This window comes from Pseudomonas sp. BC42 (genome assembly GCF_021560055.1).
GTDB lineage: Bacteria > Pseudomonadota > Gammaproteobacteria > Pseudomonadales > Pseudomonadaceae > Aquipseudomonas.
Genome location: NZ_CP091067.1, coordinates 3,298,579 through 3,317,540 on the forward strand (window position 1 = coordinate 3,298,579; position 18,962 = coordinate 3,317,540).

The 18,962-nt window shown below is 62.8% G+C and carries 20 protein-coding genes; 6 read left to right on the top strand and 14 right to left on the bottom strand.

Going from position 1 to position 18,962, the window contains the following annotated elements; translation table 11 throughout:
* Nucleotides 1-64: 64 nt before the first annotated feature.
* The 9 genes from L1O02_RS15180 to L1O02_RS15220 form a co-directional block, all read right to left on the bottom strand.
* On the bottom strand, nucleotides 65-1,366 hold the full coding sequence (locus L1O02_RS15180; protein WP_235760192.1) for a hypothetical protein: 1,302 nt from the start codon (nucleotides 1,364-1,366) through the stop codon (nucleotides 65-67).
* A gap of 47 nt (nucleotides 1,367-1,413) precedes the next feature.
* Nucleotides 1,414-2,154, bottom strand: a complete 741-nt coding sequence (locus L1O02_RS15185; protein ID WP_060839376.1) for a hypothetical protein — start codon at nucleotides 2,152-2,154, stop codon at nucleotides 1,414-1,416.
* Between the two features lie 51 nt (nucleotides 2,155-2,205).
* Entirely contained in the window at nucleotides 2,206-2,886 is a 681-nt protein-coding gene (locus L1O02_RS15190; RefSeq protein ID WP_060839375.1) for a C39 family peptidase, read from the bottom strand.
* Nucleotides 2,887-2,949: 63 nt separating this feature from the next.
* Complete coding sequence (locus L1O02_RS15195; protein ID WP_060839374.1) at nucleotides 2,950-3,939, bottom strand: hypothetical protein; 990 nt, start codon at nucleotides 3,937-3,939, stop codon at nucleotides 2,950-2,952.
* A 63-nt stretch (nucleotides 3,940-4,002) separates the two neighbouring features.
* A complete protein-coding gene (locus L1O02_RS15200) occupies nucleotides 4,003-4,581 on the bottom strand; it encodes a hypothetical protein (protein WP_060839373.1) in 579 nt (192 codons plus the stop codon).
* A gap of 1 nt (nucleotide 4,582) precedes the next feature.
* Nucleotides 4,583-5,026 carry a hypothetical protein gene (locus L1O02_RS15205; RefSeq protein ID WP_060839372.1) on the bottom strand — a complete coding sequence of 148 codons (444 nt, stop codon included), beginning with the start codon at nucleotides 5,024-5,026 and terminating at the stop codon, nucleotides 4,583-4,585.
* A 328-nt stretch (nucleotides 5,027-5,354) separates the two neighbouring features.
* On the bottom strand, nucleotides 5,355-5,879 hold the full coding sequence (locus L1O02_RS15210; RefSeq protein ID WP_108543835.1) for an AAA family ATPase: 525 nt from the start codon (nucleotides 5,877-5,879) through the stop codon (nucleotides 5,355-5,357).
* Nucleotides 5,876-6,439, bottom strand: coding sequence for a nicotinamide riboside transporter PnuC (gene pnuC / locus L1O02_RS15215; RefSeq protein WP_060839370.1), 564 nt, complete (start codon nucleotides 6,437-6,439; stop codon nucleotides 5,876-5,878). Before pnuC ends, L1O02_RS15210 begins: the two co-directional genes overlap by 4 nt.
* Nucleotides 6,440-6,526: 87 nt before the next feature.
* Nucleotides 6,527-8,161 (bottom strand): methyl-accepting chemotaxis protein, encoded by a 1,635-nt coding sequence (locus L1O02_RS15220; protein ID WP_060841948.1) that lies wholly within the window; start codon nucleotides 8,159-8,161, stop codon nucleotides 6,527-6,529.
* Nucleotides 8,162-8,454: 293 nt separating this feature from the next.
* On the opposite strand from L1O02_RS15220, the gene L1O02_RS15225 reads away from it, so the two are divergent.
* A complete protein-coding gene (locus tag L1O02_RS15225; RefSeq protein ID WP_060843635.1) occupies nucleotides 8,455-9,285 on the top strand; it encodes an undecaprenyl-diphosphate phosphatase in 831 nt (276 codons plus the stop codon).
* Entirely contained in the window at nucleotides 9,282-9,710 is a 429-nt protein-coding gene (locus L1O02_RS15230; protein WP_235760193.1) for a DUF1294 domain-containing protein, read from the top strand. The genes L1O02_RS15225 and L1O02_RS15230 overlap by 4 nt, the downstream gene beginning before the upstream one ends.
* Here the strand turns inward: L1O02_RS15230 and L1O02_RS15235 are convergent.
* Both L1O02_RS15235 and L1O02_RS15240 read right to left on the bottom strand, forming a co-directional pair.
* Nucleotides 9,707-10,066: an MmcQ/YjbR family DNA-binding protein gene (locus tag L1O02_RS15235; RefSeq protein WP_235760194.1), complete on the bottom strand. Its 360-nt coding sequence runs from the start codon at nucleotides 10,064-10,066 to the stop codon at nucleotides 9,707-9,709. The genes L1O02_RS15230 and L1O02_RS15235 overlap by 4 nt on opposite strands.
* Nucleotides 10,063-10,971, bottom strand: a complete 909-nt coding sequence (locus L1O02_RS15240; RefSeq protein ID WP_108543833.1) for a LysR substrate-binding domain-containing protein — start codon at nucleotides 10,969-10,971, stop codon at nucleotides 10,063-10,065. The genes L1O02_RS15235 and L1O02_RS15240 overlap by 4 nt, the downstream gene beginning before the upstream one ends.
* A gap of 131 nt (nucleotides 10,972-11,102) precedes the next feature.
* On the opposite strand from L1O02_RS15240, the gene L1O02_RS15245 reads away from it, so the two are divergent.
* Nucleotides 11,103-11,714: an FMN-dependent NADH-azoreductase gene (locus L1O02_RS15245; RefSeq protein WP_108543831.1), complete on the top strand. Its 612-nt coding sequence runs from the start codon at nucleotides 11,103-11,105 to the stop codon at nucleotides 11,712-11,714.
* Between the two features lie 264 nt (nucleotides 11,715-11,978).
* Nucleotides 11,979-13,016, top strand: a complete 1,038-nt coding sequence (locus L1O02_RS15250; protein WP_060843632.1) for a dienelactone hydrolase — start codon at nucleotides 11,979-11,981, stop codon at nucleotides 13,014-13,016.
* Between the two features lies 1 nt (nucleotide 13,017).
* Here the strand turns inward: L1O02_RS15250 and L1O02_RS15255 are convergent, their stop codons facing one another.
* From L1O02_RS15255 to L1O02_RS15265, 3 genes are all read right to left on the bottom strand, one after another.
* Entirely contained in the window at nucleotides 13,018-14,205 is a 1,188-nt protein-coding gene (locus tag L1O02_RS15255; RefSeq protein WP_060839364.1) for an MFS transporter, read from the bottom strand.
* Between the two features lie 258 nt (nucleotides 14,206-14,463).
* Nucleotides 14,464-16,050, bottom strand: coding sequence for an ABC-F family ATPase (locus L1O02_RS15260; protein WP_016965368.1), 1,587 nt, complete (start codon nucleotides 16,048-16,050; stop codon nucleotides 14,464-14,466).
* Between the two features lie 249 nt (nucleotides 16,051-16,299).
* The gene (locus L1O02_RS15265; RefSeq protein ID WP_060839363.1) at nucleotides 16,300-17,034 is read right to left on the bottom strand and encodes an alpha/beta hydrolase; all 735 of its coding nucleotides are present in this window, start codon (nucleotides 17,032-17,034) and stop codon (nucleotides 16,300-16,302) included.
* 360 nt (nucleotides 17,035-17,394) lie between these two features.
* Here L1O02_RS15265 and lpxO point away from each other — a divergent pair, with 360 nt between their 5' ends.
* Nucleotides 17,395-18,294: a lipid A hydroxylase LpxO gene (gene lpxO, locus L1O02_RS15270; protein WP_060839362.1), complete on the top strand. Its 900-nt coding sequence runs from the start codon at nucleotides 17,395-17,397 to the stop codon at nucleotides 18,292-18,294.
* 231 nt (nucleotides 18,295-18,525) lie between these two features.
* Nucleotides 18,526-18,906, top strand: a complete 381-nt coding sequence (locus L1O02_RS15275) for a hypothetical protein (protein ID WP_235760195.1) — start codon at nucleotides 18,526-18,528, stop codon at nucleotides 18,904-18,906.
* Nucleotides 18,907-18,962 lie beyond the last annotated feature (56 nt).

Genomic DNA, 18,962 nt, shown 5'->3' on the forward strand with positions numbered 1-18,962 from the left:
GGGGAGAAACGCCAAGGCCCGCGGCGATTGGGGAATCGTCGCGGGCCTTGTTGTTTTGGGTGGATCAGAAGTAGTACGGGAATTTCAGGCTGAAGGTGAAGTCGGGCGCATCCTGGGTCATGCCCAGGGACAGGTTGGGCACGATGGTCAGGTGCTCGGTGGCGGCAATGGTCATGCCGACGTTGAAGTAGGCGGCGTTGGCGTCGCTGGACTCCACCGTTTGCCAGTCCTGGCCGGTGTACTTGATCTTGCTCTTCTTCTGGATCTGATCCGATACCGAGAACGCCATGCTCATTTTTTCGTTGAGGGCGAAGGCTACACCGGCGCCAATCTGGAAGCTGTCGCCCAATTGCACCTTGCCGGGGATCTTCTGCCCGGCATTGGAGCTGATGTCGCCGAACGATTCTTCCAGGTTGTGGGTGTAGGACAGGCTGCCGAACAGCACCGCCGGATCAAACGTCTTGACCAGCGAGATCCCGGGGGTCACCGACCAGACACCATTACCGGTGGGCAGGCTTTCAGGCACGACCAGGTTGTTGTTGCCAGGGTCCGGATTGATGAACTTGATACCGAAAGGGTCCTTGCCGGTGGGCGCCTTGACCCGCAGGCTGACCACGGCGTCAGGCAGGGAGTCGGACTCGTCGAGGAACTTGTAGGCCACCCCGACGTTGACGTCACCCAGAGTCGGGTCGCGAGTGACGGTACTTTCCGAGATGGATTGGCTGCTGCCGCCGTTGGCGCCACCCGACTGGTAAGTCGACTCGCGATAGACAACCGGCGCGTTTATATCGAATTGCCAGCGGTTGTCCAGGTTGTAGCGGGCGGTCAGGTCCAGGGTCCAGGTGTCAGACTTGATCCGATCCAGGTTGACGGTGCCCAGCAGGATCGAGTCCAGGGCCAGAAAGCCGTTGAGGGTCAGTTGACGGGTGTCGTAGCGGGCGTAGCTGATGCCCGTTTCAACGCTGAACTTGCCGCCGCCGAAGAAGCCGCTGGCCTCGTCGTAGAGGTTGGTCACGCTTTGCGCCGGCGTCGAGTCATCCTTGAGTGACTGGCCATAGCTCGCGCCACCCGCAGCGCCCCCTGACGCTGCTGCGGCCCCTCTGCCGGCAACCTGCTGGTTGCCCTTGAGGTCGGCGGGTGATTTTGCCAGGCGCTTGGGAGGAGGCGCCGCAGGCTGGTCTTCGACCTGGCGTACCCGTTGTTCCAGCACTGCCAGCGCCTTCTGCTGCACTTCGTAACGTTGCTTCAGCTCCAGAAGTTCTTGTTTCAGGGTCTCTACGTCCGCATCAGGCGCCGCCTGCAAGGCCGCCGCCGGAAATAGAGTGCTCAAACATACAACCGCGCGCAGTGAAACCGATCGATACATGAAATAAACCGTCCCTTGTGAACCCCAATGGTCGAAAAAAGCGTAGTTCAGAATTTCAAATTGCGTAGTCCATTGAGGGTGGTCAGGTTGCAGTCCAGTGCCCCTTTGCTGGGACCGTTGTTTTGCAGGACTACGTTGAGCTGGGTCAGGTTGCTGACCAGGTTGCTGTTGCCCAGCAGCCGGGTGTTCTGCAGGACGTTGCCCTGGCCCACCTGCTGCAAGGTGCCGCCCTGGTTGGCGCTGGCCAGAATGGCCATCTGGATCCCGCCATTGAGCGCCGACACCGAGACACTGCCGGCGGCATTGCTGCCGGTGATGGTCTGGCCGCTGAGCAGGGCCTGGCCGGGGTTGCTGCTCAGGCCGGGCGCCTGATTGGCTTCGCTGACATTGATGCTGACGTTGTTGTAGGCGCTGTTGCCGTCGCCGGCGGCGCGCACCACCTGAGTCACGCCCTGGCCGGTGCCCAGGCCGGCGCCACCGATCACGTTGCCGGTGCCTTGAGAAGGCGTGCTGCCGTTGCCGGCCTGGTTGATGGTGGTGACGTAGAATTGCGGGGTGACGGTGGACTGTTGAATCTGCAGGGTGCTGGTGGCGCCGATCAGGTCGCCACTGGCGTTGCGCCAGGTACTGCTCATGACGATGCCGAAACTGATGATCCGTCCCGGCATCACGTAGCGGCCCCGCAATTGCGAGAGTTCCTGGTCCTGGACTTCGATGGGTTTGAAACCAGCATGGGCTGGAAGCGCTGCTGCCAGACAGGCCGCTGCCAGCCAGTATGTAGTCTTCATCTGCTGCTCCCGGAGCGTCCTGCCCCCCTTTTTTATCGTGGCGCGATCCCCTTAGAAGAAGTCGCTCTGGATGAAACCGAAATCCATCAGTTCCGCGTCTTTGACTGGGTAGAAGGTGTCGAGCTTGTTTTTCGCGGTCAGCGGGGCGGGCGGGTCGAGCAGGGCGTTGGCCTTGTCATAGCCCGGGCCGATGATGGCAAAGACGATGCCGTTCCAGCCCTTGACGAAGTCTTCATGGGTGTAGCGTTTGTGACCCAGCACCGGATCACCGATGTAGACCCAGTCTTTCTGGGCCCGCTGCATCACCACGAAGTGTTTGTAGCCGCGAATTTCCATCAGTACGACCACCGGGATGGTCACCGCCTCGAGCTTTTCCGGAGGAATCCGGTAACCCCTGGCGCGCATGCCGATGCTTTCTGCATAGCGTTTCATGTCAAGCATCGAGAAGCCCTGAGTCTGGACCAGCTTCTGGTCCGAATTCATCAGCATGCCCTTGATCACTTGTTCCTCGTTGACGTCCAGCCAGTAGGCCTGACGCAGGATGGTTGCCAGCGCCGCGGCGCCGCAACTGAAGTCGGTCTTCTGTTCGACGATGTCGCTGAATTTGCGCTCACGCACACTTTGCACTTGCTTGAAGATCAGGCCGCCGCCCGCGAGTCCGGCCACGGCCATCTGTGCCGAGTACACGGGGCCGCATAGGCTCAACAGTAGAATGATGATCGCAGTACGCATGATCGTTACGCCTGGTGAGACTGTGGAAAAGCCCCGTTTCCGGGGCTTTCGTTACGATTGCTACTACATGCAGGCTTTGCAGCCGGCGGCGATGGACAGCGAGTTGCTTTGTTGGTTGCCCACACCGGCCGAGACGTTGGCGCCGCCGTTGCCGGAGAAGCCGTTCATCGAGTTGGTCATGCTGGCGTTGTTGACCACTGGGTTTTTCCAGCCGTCTTTGGTCAGCACTTGCTGGGTCCAGTAGCCGGCCAGTTCGATGGTGCCTTGTTCCTTGAAGGTGAGTTTCTGATCGTCGTTGCCGTGGCCTTTGTTGTCGCCATAGCCATGACCGCTGTGATCGTCGCCGCCTTCGATCTTGCCGCTGCCGGTGCCTTTGTAGCTGCCGGAGGCCACGAAGCCGCCAGTGAGGGTGTCTTTTTTGTAGGCCTGGACACCTTTGTTATCCACCACCAGATTGGTGGAGGTTTGGTTGGCCGAGGCGGCGGCGGTGGCTACGCGACCACCGGACACGGCAATGGCCAGGTTGTTTTTCTGTTGGTTGAAGTCGCCGGCGGTGACGTTGACGCCGATGTTGCCGGAGCCGTTGTTGCCGGAGTTGTTCATCGTCGCGTTGTTTTGGGTCGACGAGTTTTTCACGTAGTTGTTGTTGTTGACCTGGGTGGCGCTGGAAGCGGCCACGGCGCTGCCGAAGATGAAGCTTTCATCAGCGGTTGCCAGGGCAGCGGCGTTGTCTTGTTGGTTGCCGTCGCCGGCGGCGACGTTGGCGCCCATGTTGCCGTTGGAGCTGTTCAGGGAGTTGTCCATCTTGGCGTTGTTGTTGGTGCCCTGATTTTTCACCACGTTGGTGTTGCTGTTCTGCACGTCGATCACTGCAGCACCGGCCCCAGCGGTGATTTGCAGCAGAGTGTTGAGATCCGGACCTTGGTTGTGATCGCCATGGCCGTTGCCATGACCGCCGTTGTGACCATGTTCGTTACCACCTGCCTGAGCGGCCATTGCCATGACTGCGGCCAGTGCGAAAACCAGTGGTTTGAGAGCCATTGTAGGTTTCATGGTGTTTCTCCGGTGCTTATTAGTTGGTTAAGTGTTGGTACTTTCTAATTGCACTACGACGGGTCAATCGGCGACCCGGATGCTCAGGGTGTTAGCCATGCGGTTCCCCACCCCGGCACTCTGGTTCACCTGAATCACCCCACGGCTGCCGGTGAAGGCCTGGTCGCTGGTAACGACCTGGCGGCTGCCTTGCTGAGGGTCAGATGCGCCCGAGCTTGGTAACAGCGCGACGTTCTGCTGCGAGAGCGCGCTGTCGTCGATGCTTTGCGGATTGGCGCTGATGCTGATCCGCAAGGCATTGACCATCTGGTTATTGGCCCCGGACGACTGGTTGACACCCAGTGCGCCGTTGCCGTTGCTGAAAGAGTGGCCGCCGATGGTGCTGCTGGCATTGACCGAGCGGTCGGCTGGCGTGGTGATCTTCTGGGTCACGCTGGTGCTGGCCTTGGCATTGGTGCCGATGGCGATGGCCCGCACGTTGGTCTGCTGTTGCTGGTCGCCGGCGGCCTGGTTGATGTTCAGGTTGCCGGTGTAACCCGAGCCGGAATTGTTCAGGGTCGCGGTGTCCTGGACCTGGGTGGCGCTGTCGGCCATGGCTGAAGTACAGGCCAGCAGGGCGATAAACAGCAGTGAGCGCTTCATCTCAGCGGCCTCCGATGTTGCTCAACGGCGCCATGCCGGAGCTGATGGAGCGGTTGATCGACCCGGAGATCGACGACCCGGAGCCGCCACCGTGGCCAGCGCTCATGCCGGGCAGGCCGTTGGGATTGGTCACCACGTTGAGGCCGGCGACCCCGCTGCCGTTGGGCATCACGGCGCCGCGAACCAGGGAACCGCTGTTGATGCCGGCGAACTCGCTGTCGCTCATTTCGTTGTTGAGTGTGCCGGTGACCGGCCCCGACGGATTGGCGTTGACCGTGGTCGGGTTGGGATCCAGATTCAGGGGACGACCGGCAGGGGTCGGATGCACCTGGCGTTCCAGAACGATCTGGCCATTGCCTGCTGCCAGGACCGGAAGGCTATGCACCGCGCTGACGGCACAGCCGATCAGCAGTAGGCGGGTGAAACGTTGCTTCAGAGTCCCCACGGCGGCATTCCTTCTTCTCAGTGCTGGCCCTAGTCAGCGTTGACAGGGAGAGAGCAGAAGCCGTGCCGCTTTTGATTTGTCTTGCAGATTCAAGGGCTTGCGAATGCAGTGCGGAAATGGGCCGCCTGACTGTTTCATGCTTGAGACAGTTCGCCATACCGGCCACTAGCCATGGCCTTGCAAATGCTCTGCAACAGGGGTTGCTGCAGGGGTGTATCAGTGACTTAACAGTTTCCCCCGCGCGTGACGCAGGCCCCGGAAATGGCGGCCTGATCGGCTGGGGAGTGTTTCAGAAATGGACACTCTGGTGCCGGGCCACCCGGCAGGATCAGTCCTGCAGCAGTTGCCGGACCTGGGCAAAGGCCTGTTGCCGGCGCGCCTGCCAATCCCCGCGAATGACCCGATAGGCTTGCCCATGGCGCTCCAGCCACTGCCGGGTGGCGGCAAAGAAGGCCAGGCGCTGTTCCAGTTGCGGCTGGCAGCGCTGACCGTCATCGCTCCAGTCCACATCCTCCGGCGATAGCAGCAGGTGCAGGTCGTAGTGGCGGGCCAGCAGTTGCGGCTCCAGCCAGGCCGGGCAATCGCCGAACAGGGCCTGGCTCCACAGCAGGTTGCTCAGCAGGTGGGTATCGAGGATCAGCAGGGCCGGCTGCTGCGAGCGCGCCTGATCCTCCCAGGCCAATTGGCCATGGGCGATCGCGGGGATGTCCGCCAGGCAGGTGTCGCGGCGTTCCTGCTCGATGAAGTGGCGCACGTACTCGCCCACCTGGATGCCGCCGAAGTGCGCTTGCAGCTCGGCCGCCAGCCAGCTCTTGCCGCTGGACTCGGGGCCGGTGAGGACCAGCACCTTCACGATTGCAGGGCCGGGTCGGCGCGCCAGGTGCGCCAGCCCTGGACCGCCAGCAGGGTGAACAGGGCGTAGAGCGCGGCGGTCAGGTACAGCGCCTTGTAGACGAACAGGCCGACGAAGATCACGTCCACGGCGATCCACAAAGGCCAGCATTGCACGCGTTTCTGCGCCATCCACCACTGCGCCACCAGACTGAAGGCGGTCAGGGCGGCATCGAGCCAGGGCTGGGCAGCGTCGGTCCAATGGGCCATGGCCGCGCCCAGCAACAGGCTGCCCAGCGCCCCCAGGGCCAGGCCCTGGAGCAGGCCGACGGTCTGCAACTGGCTGACCGGGCGCCCCTGATGCTGATCGCCACCCCGGGTCCATTGCCACCAGCCATAGAGCTGCAGCACGGCGTAGACCACCTGCAGGAGCATGTCGGAATAAAGTTTGACCTCGTAGAAGATCCAGCTGTAGAGCAGCACCATGACCAGGCCGATGGGCCAGCACCAGGGGTTCTGCCTGACCGTCAGCCAGACGGCGATCACGCCTAGCGCAGCGGCAAACAGTTCAAGCCCGGACATGGCGGTTCCTTTGGGAAATGGAGGAGGGGGCGGATTGTACCCAGAGTCGGCCCCGGACGTTAGCCCGGAGCCGCGCGCCCGTGGCGCCTAGACGCGGAATTGGCGCAGCAGGCCGTTGAGCTGTTCCGAGAGTTCCTTGAGGTGCCGGCTGGCGGCGCTGGAGTGCTGGGCGGCCAGTGCGGTGCCCTGGGACAGGCCCGCGGCCTGACCGACGTTGTGGTTGATGTCCTCCACCACGTGGGCCTGTTGCAGGGTGGCGCTGGCGATCGAGGCGTTCAGGCCGTTGAGGGTGCGCAAGGCCTGGCCGATGGCGTTGAGGCTGGTGCCGGCCAGCCCGGCCTGTTCGATGGTCGACTGCGAGGCCCGGCTGCTGTCGCCGATGACCTTGACCGCGGCTTCGGAGTGACTCTGCAGGCGTTCGATCATGCCCTGGATTTCCGCGGTGGACTGCTGGGTACGCTGAGCCAGCAGGCGCACTTCATCGGCCACCACGGCAAACCCCCGGCCCTGTTCCCCGGCCCGGGCGGCCTCGATGGCGGCGTTCAGGGCCAGCAGGTTGGTCTGCTCGGCAATGGCGCGGATCACCTCCAGCACGCTGCCGATCTGGGTGCTTTCCGTCGCCAGGGTGCGGATCACTTCCACGGCCTGGTCGATGGTCGCGGACAACTGGTCGATCTGCTGCAGACTGCCGTCGATGTTGAGCTGGCCCTGCTGGGCCTGGGCTTCGGCTTCGCGCACTTCGCTGGCCGCGTGTTCGGCATTCCTGGCCACATCCTGCACGCCGCTGGTGACCTGACTGATGGCCGCAGCCACCTGTTCCATCTGCTGGGACTGTTGCTGACTGCGTTCCTGGGCTTCGCTGGCGTTGCTGCCCAGCTCGCTGGATGACTGCTCCAGTGCGGCAGCGCTGGACTGCAACTGGGTGACCACCCCGCGCAACTTGGCGGTGAAGCCATTGAAATGCCGGGCCAGCTCGGTGACTTCGTCCTGGCCATGGGTATCCAGGCGCCGGGTCAGGTCGCTTTCACCGCTGGCGATGTTGGCCATGGCGTGCACCGTCTCGCGCAGCGGGTTGACGATGCTGCGCACGATCAGCACCACCAGCACGGTCATCAGCAGGGCGATCACCAGGCCGATGGAGGAGGCCTGCAGGACCTGGGCATAGAACTCCTGTTGCAGGTCATCGATGTAGACCCCGGAACCGATGATCCAGCCCCAGGGCTGGAACAGCTGTATATAGGAGGTCTTCTGTACCGGCTGCTCGGCCCCGGGCTTGGGCCAGCGGTAATCCACCATGCCGGCGCCCTTGGACTTGGCCAGGGCGACCATTTCATTGAACACCTCGAAGCCGTCCGGATCCTTGACCGCCGCCAGGTTCTGTCCGTCGAGCTTGGGGTTGGCCGGGTGCATGATCATCACCGGCCTCAGGTCGTTGATCCAGAAGTAGTCATTCTGGTTGTAGCGCAACCCGCGGATGGCTTGCAGCGCCTGTTGCTGCGCCTGTTCGCGGCTCAGGCTGCCGGCGGCTTCCAGGCCCTGGTAGTAAGTGAGCACACCGGCGGCGGTCTGCACCACATGCTGGGTTTTCTGCGCCTTGGCTTGGTACAGGTCACCGTGAATCTGTCCAAGCATCATCACGCCCAGAGTCACCAGGGTCAGCACTGCCACGATCAGGATCAGCCACAAACGCTGACTGATGGACATCTTGCGCAAGCTATTCATCATCCGGTCACTCCTGGTTTTTGTACTTGTCATAAAAGGCCGTGTGCATCCAAGCACGCCTGCCTTCGAGCGCCTACCCTACGGAAGTCCAATAACATCGCGGTGTATTTTGCGCCTGTCTGTTAGGATTTCGGCGCCTTCGCGCAAAACCTGAACCTTTCTGCCCTTTTCACAGAATTTTCATGGGCTTGTGTTGAACTTACGGCCGGAAAATTTCACCTGCGCCCAGCGCAGTGACTGAGTCGACTACTTAAAAAAGAGGCATGCCACGAGCATCGCCTTATGGGGGATTAATGGATCTTTGGAGCGCCGCACAGGCATTGATACTCGGGATTGTCGAAGGCCTGACCGAGTTTTTGCCCATCAGCAGTACCGGACACCAGATTATCGTCGCTGACCTGCTCGACTTCGGTGGCGAGCGGGCGATGGCCTTCAACATCATCATTCAGCTGGGGGCGATCCTGGCCGTGGTCTGGGAGTTTCGGCGCAAGATCCTGGAGGTGGTGATCGGTCTGCCGAACCAGCCCAAGGCCCAGCGCTTCACGGTCAACCTGCTGATCGCCTTTCTGCCGGCGGTGGTGCTGGGGGTGATCTTCGCCGACCTGATCCACGCCTATCTGTTCAATCCCATCACCGTGGCCACGGCCCTGGTGATCGGCGGGGTGATCATGCTCTGGGCCGAGCGGCGCCAGCACCGGGTGCACGCCGAAAGCGTGGACGAGATCACCTGGAAGGACGCACTGAAAGTCGGTTGTGCCCAGTGCCTGGCGATGATCCCCGGGACTTCGCGCTCCGGCTCGACCATCATCGGCGGGCTGCTGTTCGGCCTGTCGCGCAAGACCGCCACCGAGTTTTCGTTCTTCCTGGCCATGCCCACCATGGTCGGGGCCGCGGTGTATTCCGGCTACAAGTACCGGCACCTGTTCCAGCCTGACGATTTTCCGGTGTTCGCCATCGGCTTCGTCACGGCCTTCATCTTCGCCATGATCGCGGTCAAGGGGCTGCTGAAGTTCATTGCCAGCCACAGCTATGCGGCGTTTGCCTGGTACCGCATCGCCTTCGGCCTGCTGATCCTGGCGACCTGGCAGTTCGGTTGGGTCGACTGGACGGCGGTCAAGTCGTGAAGAGCGCCGGCCGCGCACCGCAGCCGGGCAGCGCTGCGCGAATCCGCCACCTGAGGTTCAAGCTGCTGGTGCTGGTGCTGGTCGTGCTGTGCGCCTTGCCGTTGTTCGGTTCGCTGTCCCTGTGGTGGCGCGGCATCTCGATCGTGCCCCTGGTGGCCTACGGCGCGGTCAGTCTGCTGACGTTTCTGTGTTACTGGCACGACAAGCGTCAGGCCCGGGCCGAGGGCCGGCGGATTCCGGAGAATGTGCTGCATGCCCTGGAACTGGCCGGCGGCTGGCCCGGGGCCCTGCTGGCCCAGCAACTGTTGCGGCACAAGACCCGCAAACTGTCCTATCAGACCTTGTTCTGGCTGATCGTGGCCTTGCATCAGGTCTACTGGATTGACCGGCTGTTCCTGGAAAACAGCCTGCTGAGCCTGTTCTAGAGCAGCAGCCCGACCTGCGCCCGCTTGGGCAACTTGCCCACCACCAGTTGATGGGAGCGTTGCAGCAGTGCCCGGAGTTCCTCGGCACCCAGCGGGTAGGGCGTTTGCATGATGATCCAGTGCGCCCGCGCCAGATAGGGCGCCGGGGCAATGCCCGGACGGTCGACATGGCCGAGAAACAGCTCCTGGTCGACCTTGAAGGCCAGGGAGCTGCCCCGCAGGTTCTGCAGGGCGAACATCTTGCTGCCGGCGATCGAGAACACGCGCACACCGCCCCATTTGTAGTCCTCGCGCGCCCCGGGCAGGTCCAGGCAGAACTGCGCCACTTGTTGTTCATTGAGGATTGCGTCTTTCACAGCAGTCTTTCTCCACAGCCTTCGAAGGATTCGCTCAGGTGCTCGATCCAGGCCCGCACCGCCGGCAACACACCGCGGCGGTGAGGATACACCGCTTGCAGCCAGCCGCCGGGCAATGACCATTGCGGCAGCATCTGCACCAGTTGGCCGCTGGCCAGTTCAGCCTCGCAATACAGCATCGGCAGGACAGTGCAGCCCAGGCCGGCGAGGGCACAGGCGCGCCGCACGATGAAGTCGTCGATGCCCAGGCGCGCTTCCAGGGCCAGGTCGCAGGCCAGGCCTTGCTGGTCCAGCAGGCGCAGGTGCACCAGCCGATCGGCCTCCAGGGCGCCGAGGATGGGCAGCTGCCGCAGGTCTTCCGGATGCAGCACCGGGTGCTCCTTCACAAAGTCGGGACTGGCGACGATTGCGGTTTGCGCCGGGCGCAGGCGGCGGGTCACCAGCAGCGGATCTTCATCGCCGTGTTCACGCACCCGCAGGGCCACGTCGATGCCTTCGGTCACCAGGTCGACGCGGCGGTTGAGCAAGAGCATTTCCAGTTGCACCTGGGGGTATTTCTGCAGGTAGCTGCTGACCAGCGGTGTCAGCAACTCATGGGCCAACCCCACCGGGCTCGACACCCGCAGGCGTCCCCTGGGTTCGCTGGCCATGCTGGCCACGGCTTCATCGGCCATTTCCGCTTCCAGCAACATCGCCTGGCAATGGCGCAAGTAACGCTCGCCCACGGCAGTGAGCTTGAGCTGGCGGGTGGTGCGTTGCAGCAAGCGGGCCTTGAGTCGCTCTTCCAGTTCGGCGATGCGCCGCGACAGCCGCGACTTGGGAATGCCCAGCAAACGCCCGGCGGCGGCGAAGCCACCGGCTTCCACCACCTTGGCGAAGTAATACAGATCGTTGAGGTCTTGCATGAGAGGAGGGCTCGATTGTCCTGCTGATGGGACGAACTATCGCATTTATGCCGTCTAATCAGCTATTGAATTCATCTGTAGGATTGCGCACATCCGATCGCCCAGTGGCGGTCCTCACTTGGAGATCCCAGATGAAACTCTTGCATATCGATTCCAGCATCCTTGGTGACAACTCGGCCTCCCGTCAGCTGAGCCAAAGCGTGGTCCAGGCCTGGAAAGCCGCCCAGCCTGAGGTAACCGTGACCTACCGCGACCTGGCCGGGGATGCCATCAGCCACTTCTCCGCAGCCACCCTGGTGGCCGCCGGCACCGCCGCTGAACTGCGGGACGCCGCACAGCAGCATGAGGCCGAGCTCAGCGCCCAGGCCCTGGCCGAATTCCAGGCCGCCGATGCGGTGGTGATTGCCGCGCCGATGTACAACTTCACCATTCCGACCCAGCTCAAGGCCTGGATCGACCGCATTGCCGTGGCCGGCCAGACTTTCCGCTACACCGAAGCCGGCCCGCAAGGCCTGTGCGCAGGCAAGAAAGTGATAGTGGTTTCCACCTCCGGCGGCTTGCATGTGGGCCAGGCCACTGGGGCTGCCCACGAGGATTACCTCAAGGTGCTGTTCGGTTTCCTCGGTATCACCGACATCGAGTTCGTTCGTGCCCACGGCCTGGCTTACGGTGAAGAAGTGCGCAGCAAAGCCCTGAGCGATGCCCAGGCGCAAATCAGCGAGCAACTCTTCGCCGCGGCGTAAGGCTTGTGTAAAGACGCTTTCCTGTACGGCAGGCAGCACTAGACTCTGTATTCTGATCACTGCTTGAAGTGATCAGGATGCGGAGTTTTTTTATTGGCGGTTTTCAGTATTTCTGGCCCAGGTTATGCACGTTTACCGATGAGCGCAGTGGTGCTTGCGCGCTGTGCATCCCAGGGGCTGGGCCGATCTCGCTACAAGGCCTTGGCGGCAAGGGATGGCAGGGGCAGGGGGCTTTCTCGATCCAGCGGCAAAGGTGGGCGTGTCATGAAACGTCTTGGTGCAGTGTTACTGATCTGCCTGCTCAGCAGCCTGATGACGGTGCAAGCCGCCCCCGGGCCACATCCACACTGGAGCGTGGGTTTCCATGAGATGAGCTTTCTCGATCCCCTGGACCTGCAGCCGATGCGCGCCATCGCCTTTTATCCGTCCACCGGCATCGAGCATGCCAGTGTGCTCGAGGGCTACACAATCGACGCCTCGCGGGATGCCAAGATCGCCATTGGCCGCTTTCCGATGCTGATGCTGTCCCACGGCAATACCGGTACGCCCCTGGCCCTGCACGACCTGGCCACCTCCCTGGCGCGCAAGGGGTTCGTGGTGGTGGCGGTGATTCATCCCGGTGACAACTCCAAGGACCACAGCCGCCTGGGCACCTTGAGCAATCTCTATGGACGGCCGATCCAGATTTCCGAAGCCATTACCGCGACCCTGGGCGATCCGATGCTGTCGCCCTTCGTCAATGCCGACCAGGTCGGGGTGATTGGCTATTCCGCCGGCGGCGAGACGGCCCTGATTCTTTCCGGCGCCACGCCCGACCTGGATCGCCTGCGGCGCTATTGCCAGGAGCGCCCCGATGACCGGGATGCCTGCAACACCCGGGGCGAGCTGATCGTCGACCGTGACGACCTGCAGCCCGTGGCCGATCCGCGGGTGCATGCGCTGATGCTGATGGCGCCCCTGAGCCTGAAATTCGGCCGCCATACCCTGGCCGGGGTGCACGTGCCCGTACTGCTCTACAGCGGCGATGGCGACCAGCTGGTGGCCCTGGACAAGAACGCCGCGGCCCTGGCACGCAAGCTGCCGGTGGCTCCGGACTTCAAGCTGCTGGCCGGCGCCGGGCACTTCGTGTTCATGGCGCCGTGCACCGCCGAGCAGTTGGCGGCCATGCCGGCCCTGTGCACCGACGCCGACGGTGTTGATCGCGAAGACATTCACCGCAACCTGATTGCCGAAGCCGGTCGCTTTTTCGCCCATACCCTGGGTCGCCCAAGCCGGGCCGGGATGCAGACCGCCGACCAGTAACTCAGGCGCCGGCCCGGCGCTTGAGCAGCAGCGTCAGTCCCAGGCCGGTGATCGAGAGCAGGGCGGCGCAGAAGAAAATCCACGAATACCCCAGGTTCAGGGCCACCGCGCCCATCAAGGGGCCGGCGATGGCCAGGGCCAGATCGAAAAACACCGCATAGGCACTCAAACCGGCACCACGGCTGCTGTTGGGCACCTGCTTGATGGCTTCCACCCCCAGCGCCGGGTACACCAGCGACAAGCCGAAGCCGGTGAGCCCGGCGCCGATCAGCGCCCAGGCCGTGGACGGCGCCAGCCAGAGCAGGGTCAGCCCCAGGGTCTCGACGCACATGCAGGCAATGGCCGAGCGAAAGCCGCCAAAGCGGCTGATGCTGGAGATGAACAGCAACCGCGAGCAGATGAAGCACACCCCGAACACCGTCAGGCAATAGGCGGCGCCGGTCCAGCCGCGGCTCAGGTAGAACAAGGTAATGAAGGTGGTCAGGGTGCCATAGCCGATGGAGGCCAGGCTGAGGCTGGCGCCGAAGGGGGCAATGCGCCCGAAGACCGCCCAGAACGGCAGGCGCTCGCCGCGAATCACCGGCACCGAGGGTTTGTTGCGAATCAGCAGCAGGGCCAGCACTGCCAGAACCGACAGGGCGATGCCCAGGCTGGTGAAACCGTATTGCTCAACCATCACCACCCCCAGCGGCGCGCCGATGGCAATGGCGCCGTAGGAGGCAATGCCGTTCCAGGAAATCGAGCGTGCCGTGTGTTCCGCGCCCACCTGGCCCATGCACCAGCTGATGGTGCCGACCCCGATCAAGCCTTGGGCCACGCCCAGCAGCAGGCGTGCGCCCAACAGCACGGCAAGGCTCAGCAGTGGCCAGTGTTCCAGCCACACTGAAATCAGGGTCAAAAGCCCGCTGAGGAGAATCCCCAGCAAGCCGTAGATGATCGAGCGCTTGGTGCCCACGGTGTCCGACATGCGCCCGGCCATGGGCCGGCTGAGCAGGGTGGCCAGGTATTGCGCGCCGATGGTCAGCCCGGCAATCACCGCGCTGAAGCCCAGCTGTTCATGGACGTAGCCCGGCAGCACGGCGATTGGCAGGCCGATGCAGAGGAAGGCGATAAAGGTATAGAAGACGATGGAGACGATCTGCAGGGTGATCGCCATGGAGCTTTGAGCGGAGGTCTGTGGCTCGGGCATGAAGGCTCGTTCGCGGGCGGCGGTTAGAGAGCCGCATCATCGCGTGCCGCGATGATAAAAGGAAGCAGGCTAACTATCTTGCCCCTCCGCCCCGTAGGAGCTGGCTTGCCAGCGAAGGCGTTCTCAGGGGTAATGCCGACTCAAGGGCCTTTTCGCCGGCAAGCCGGCTCCTACGAGAGGGGGTGGTGCATACGAAAAAGCCCCGTCACAACGGACGGGGCTTTTCTTGACGCTAGTGGCTTGAAACTGGCTGCTGCTTTAGAACATCACGCCCTGGCTGCGCAGGTAGTCGTCGTAGGTGCCGCTGAAGTCGGTCACGCCGCTTGGGCTCAACTCGATGATGCGAGTGGCCAGGGACGAGACGAATTCACGGTCGTGGCTGACGAAGATCAGGGTGCCCGGGTAGTTTTCCAGGGCCAGGTTCAAGGCCTCGATGGATTCCATGTCCAGGTGGTTGGTCGGTTCGTCCATCACCAGCACGTTGGGCTTTTGCAGGATCAGCTTGCCGAACAGCATGCGGCCTTGCTCACCACCGGAAATCACCTTCACCGACTTGAGGATCTCGTCGTTGGAGAACAGCATCCGGCCGAGGGTGCCGCGGATCATCTGCTCGCCCTGGGTCCATTGGCCCATCCAGTCGAACAGGCTGACATCGTCTTCGAAGTCATGGGCGTGGTCCTGGGCGTAGTAGCCGATTTCCGCGCTTTCGGTCCATTTCACCGAACCGGCGTCCGGGGTCAGCTCGCCCACCAGGGTGCGCAGCAGGGTGGTCTTGCCGATACCGTTGGGGCCGATGATCGCCACACGCTCGCCGGCTTCGACGGTGAAGCTGAAGTTCTGGAACAGGGTCTTGCCATCGAAGCCCTTGGACATGCGCTCCAGGGTCACCGCCTGGCGGTGCAGCTTCTTGGTCTGTTCGAAGCGGATGAACGGGCTGACCCGGCTCGACGGCTTGACTTCGGCCAGCTGGATCTTGTCGATCTGCTTGGCCCGGGACGTGGCCTGCTTGGCTTTCGAGGCGTTGGCCGAGAAGCGGCTGACGAAGGTCTGCAGTTCGGCGATCTGGGCTTTCTTCTTGGCGTTGTCCGACAGCAACTGCTCGCGGGACTGGGTCGCGGCGATCATGTACTCGTCGTAGTTGCCCGGGAACAGGCGCAGCTCGCCGTAGTCCAGGTCGGCCATGTGGGTGCAGACACTGTTAAGGAAGTGCCGGTCGTGGGAAATGATGATCATGGTGCTGTTACGCGCCGTGAGAATGTTTTCCAGCCAGCGGATGGTGTTGATGTCCAGGTGGTTGGTCGGTTCGTCCAGCAGCAGCACTTCCGGATCGGAGAACAGCGCCTGGGCCAGCAGCACCCGCAGTTTCCAGCCTGGAGCGACTTCGGTCATCGGGCCGAAATGCTGTTCCAGGGGAATGCCCAGGCCCAGCAGCAGTTCACCGGCGCGGGACTCAGCGGTGTAGCCGTCCATCTCGGCGAATTCGGTTTCCAGCTCGGCCACGGCCATGCCGTCTTCTTCGGTCATTTCCGGCAGCGAGTAGATGCGATCGCGCTCGGCCTTGACCTTCCACAGCTCTTCGTGACCCATGATCACGGTGTCGATCACGGTGAATTCTTCGTAGGCGAACTGGTCCTGGCGCAGTTTACCCAGGCGCACGTTGGGCTCCAGCATGACCTGGCCGCCGGACGGCTCGAGGTCGCCACCGAGGATTTTCATGAAGGTCGACTTGCCGCAACCGTTGGCGCCGATCAGACCGTAACGGTTGCCACCGTTGAACTTGACCGAAACGTTCTCGAACAGTGGCTTGGCGCCGAACTGCATGGTGATGTTAGCTGTGGAGATCAATTACTTACCTACCAATGATTTAGCGCCGACCTTGAATCCACAAAGCGCGATCTGGAGCCTTCCAGGTCGGGCCGGTCTGAGTGTGGAGCTGAGCCAGCGGGCGTACGTCGAGCGCAACATTCCGGCGCCAGGGCCGGGTTGCTGAGCAAAAAGTGCGGGGTGCGTGTTGGAATTTGTGCGCATTGTCGCATATGTAAACGAGCAGTTGTATGACGCTCGGGTAGGGAATTTAGCCAGGTGGTGCGATGTTCAGTGGTCACCGGCTCCGGTGCGGGCAGGAATCAGCGCTTGGATAAAGGCTTGCAACTGCGCGGCGGCCTCTCGCGGCGAGGCCTGGAGCAGGCAGTGTGGGCCGTCGATCTCCACCAGGCGCGCATCCGGGCGCAACTGCCTGACCAGGGCCGCCGCCGAGGCGGGCACCAGCCGATCGCGGGAGGCCCGCAGGTACAACACAGGCACCGAGGTTTCGCTCAGGGCCCGGCTCGCGTCCACCGCGATCACCTCTTGCAGCCGGGCCTGCAATACGGGTGGCGCCACCTGGGCAATGGCGGCCCCCAGCGCCTGGCGCAGCGATGGCGTGGAAAAACCGCCGAGCAGCAGGGCGTCCATCGGCCAGAAGGGCAAGCGCCCCATGGGCAACAGCCCGAACAGCGGCGCCAGGGGCGCCAGTGCCGGCCGTGGGTTGCGCACGAAACTGCAGCACAGCACCAGCCCCTGCAATCGCGCCGGACGCCGGGCGGCAATGCTCACCGCCACCGGGCCGGAAAACGACTCGCCCAGCAATACGAACGGGCGGTCCGTCGGCAGTTGTTGCCATACCCGTTGCACCAGGGCGGCGTAGTCCAGCACCTGATCGGCGGGGTAATCCAGCACCTGCACGGGCAGGCTCGGGTCCAGGGCCAGGCGCAGCGGTTCGAACAGGGTGCCGGTGCCATCCATCCCCGGCAGCAGGACCAGGGTTGGCAAAACAGTGGGGGCGATCAATGGCGCTGTCCTTGCGGGGCGGAAGGGAAGTGGGCGGCGCGCAGCATAGCGCAGCCACCTGTTCGACACAGCCCTCAGGGGCAGGCCAGAGGGCTGCAGAGGGTTTTGTTGCGCTGCATCAAAACCTCACCCGATACCGGCAATTTTCTACAGAAGTAGCGCAGCTTTTCACAAATTTGAGTTAACCCTTGGTTACAAACTGTGGCTAAAATGCCAGCCGACGGCCAGATGCCGAGGGTCGGATCGGCGATGGAAACCTTCGCCGATCACGCTTTTTTCAACTCAGACGCTGCCATTTGCCTTTGGCCCTCCGGGCTTTCAGGGGCGCAGCATGTTCTCTTCTGACGTGTGACGATTTCCGTGAAACTCATCATTGCCGCTGTATACGTTTTATCCATTGCGTACGTACACCTGCGGGGGCGCGTGCGCCATAAACTGGGACGCCAACTCAGCGATCACTCGACCTTCCTGGCCCCCATCAACTGCTTCCTTTATCTGTTCTCCAAGTTTCCCAACCGGCCCTACCTGGACCCGGCCGACTTCCCCGAGATGAACAAGTTGCAGGAACACTGGGAAGAGATCCGCGCCGAAGGTCAGCAACTGTTGCAGGCCGGGGAGATCAAGCGCTCGGACCAGTACAACGACGTGGGTTTCAATTCGTTCTTCAAGACCGGCTGGAAGCGCTTCTACCTGAAGTGGTACGGCGACAGCCACCCTTCGGCGATGAAACTGTGCCCGCGCACCACTGAACTGGTGCAGAGCATCGGTTCGATCAAGGCGGCCATGTTCGCCGAGTTGCCTCCGGGTTCGCGCCTGGTGCGCCACCGCGACCCCTACGCCGGGTCCTACCGCTATCACCTGGGGCTGTCCACGCCGAACAACGAGGGCTGCTTCATCGAAGTCGACGGCGAGCGCTATCACTGGCGCGACGGCGAAGCGGTGATGTTCGACGAGACTTACATCCACTACGCGGAAAACACCACCGAGCAGAACCGCATCATTCTGTTCTGCGACGTCGAGCGGCCGATGAAGTATCGCTGGGCCGCGGCGTTCAACCGCTGGTTCAGCCGCACCGTGATGTCCGCCGCCGGCTCGCCCAACGACGCCGGGGACAAGACCGGTGGCCTCAACCGCGCCTTCAACAAGCTGTACAAGATCCGCCTGCGGGGCAAGGAGCTGAAGAAGCGCAACCGCACCCGCTACTACCTGGAAAAGTGGGCGATCTTCGCTGCATTGCTGCTGCTGTTCATCTACATCTGATCGACCCGGCCGGCACTCGGCCGGCAGCGGTTTCCGGTCGCAGGCCGGTGCGGGAGCTGGCTTGCCAGCCAACGCCCCCTCAAGCCTGCGGCCGGGCTCGGCGGCCTCTTCGCCGGCAAGCCCGCGGACATCGGGTGTTACGTTCTGCAGGATTATTTAATTAACAAAGCCGAACCCTGGGCGTAGCGTGGAATCGTATTCGATACCTTGTCGCTCCTCAGGAGGCTTGTCATGAACAGTCTGGCTCGCGGCTTTGCCGCATTGATCACGCTGGCTTGGGCCAGCGGCACTGCCTGGGCCGCCAGCCCTGAAACGCCTTCTTTCAACGCCCTGCCAGGTTCCGTGCAGCTGGCGCAAAACCTGCCCAACAGCGGCAACAACGACCCCTACAGCAACCCCATTCGCCGGGCCAATCCCAACAGCATGCAGGGCACCCGCAGTGCCACTCCGCCGGTGCGCGGCCCCGGCACCGCGCCCATTGGCCGGCCGCCGACCCTGGAGAACGGCGGTATCGGCAACGGCTATCCCCGTGGCGGGGTGCAGCGGCCAAACCCCGACCCGCGGGTGCAAAGTCCTCGAAACATCGATAACGACAACAGCAACCGGCGCTGAGCTGTCTTGCTGGATGGGCGGCCGCTGCGGTGCGGCTCGCCAGGGATTCTCTTGAG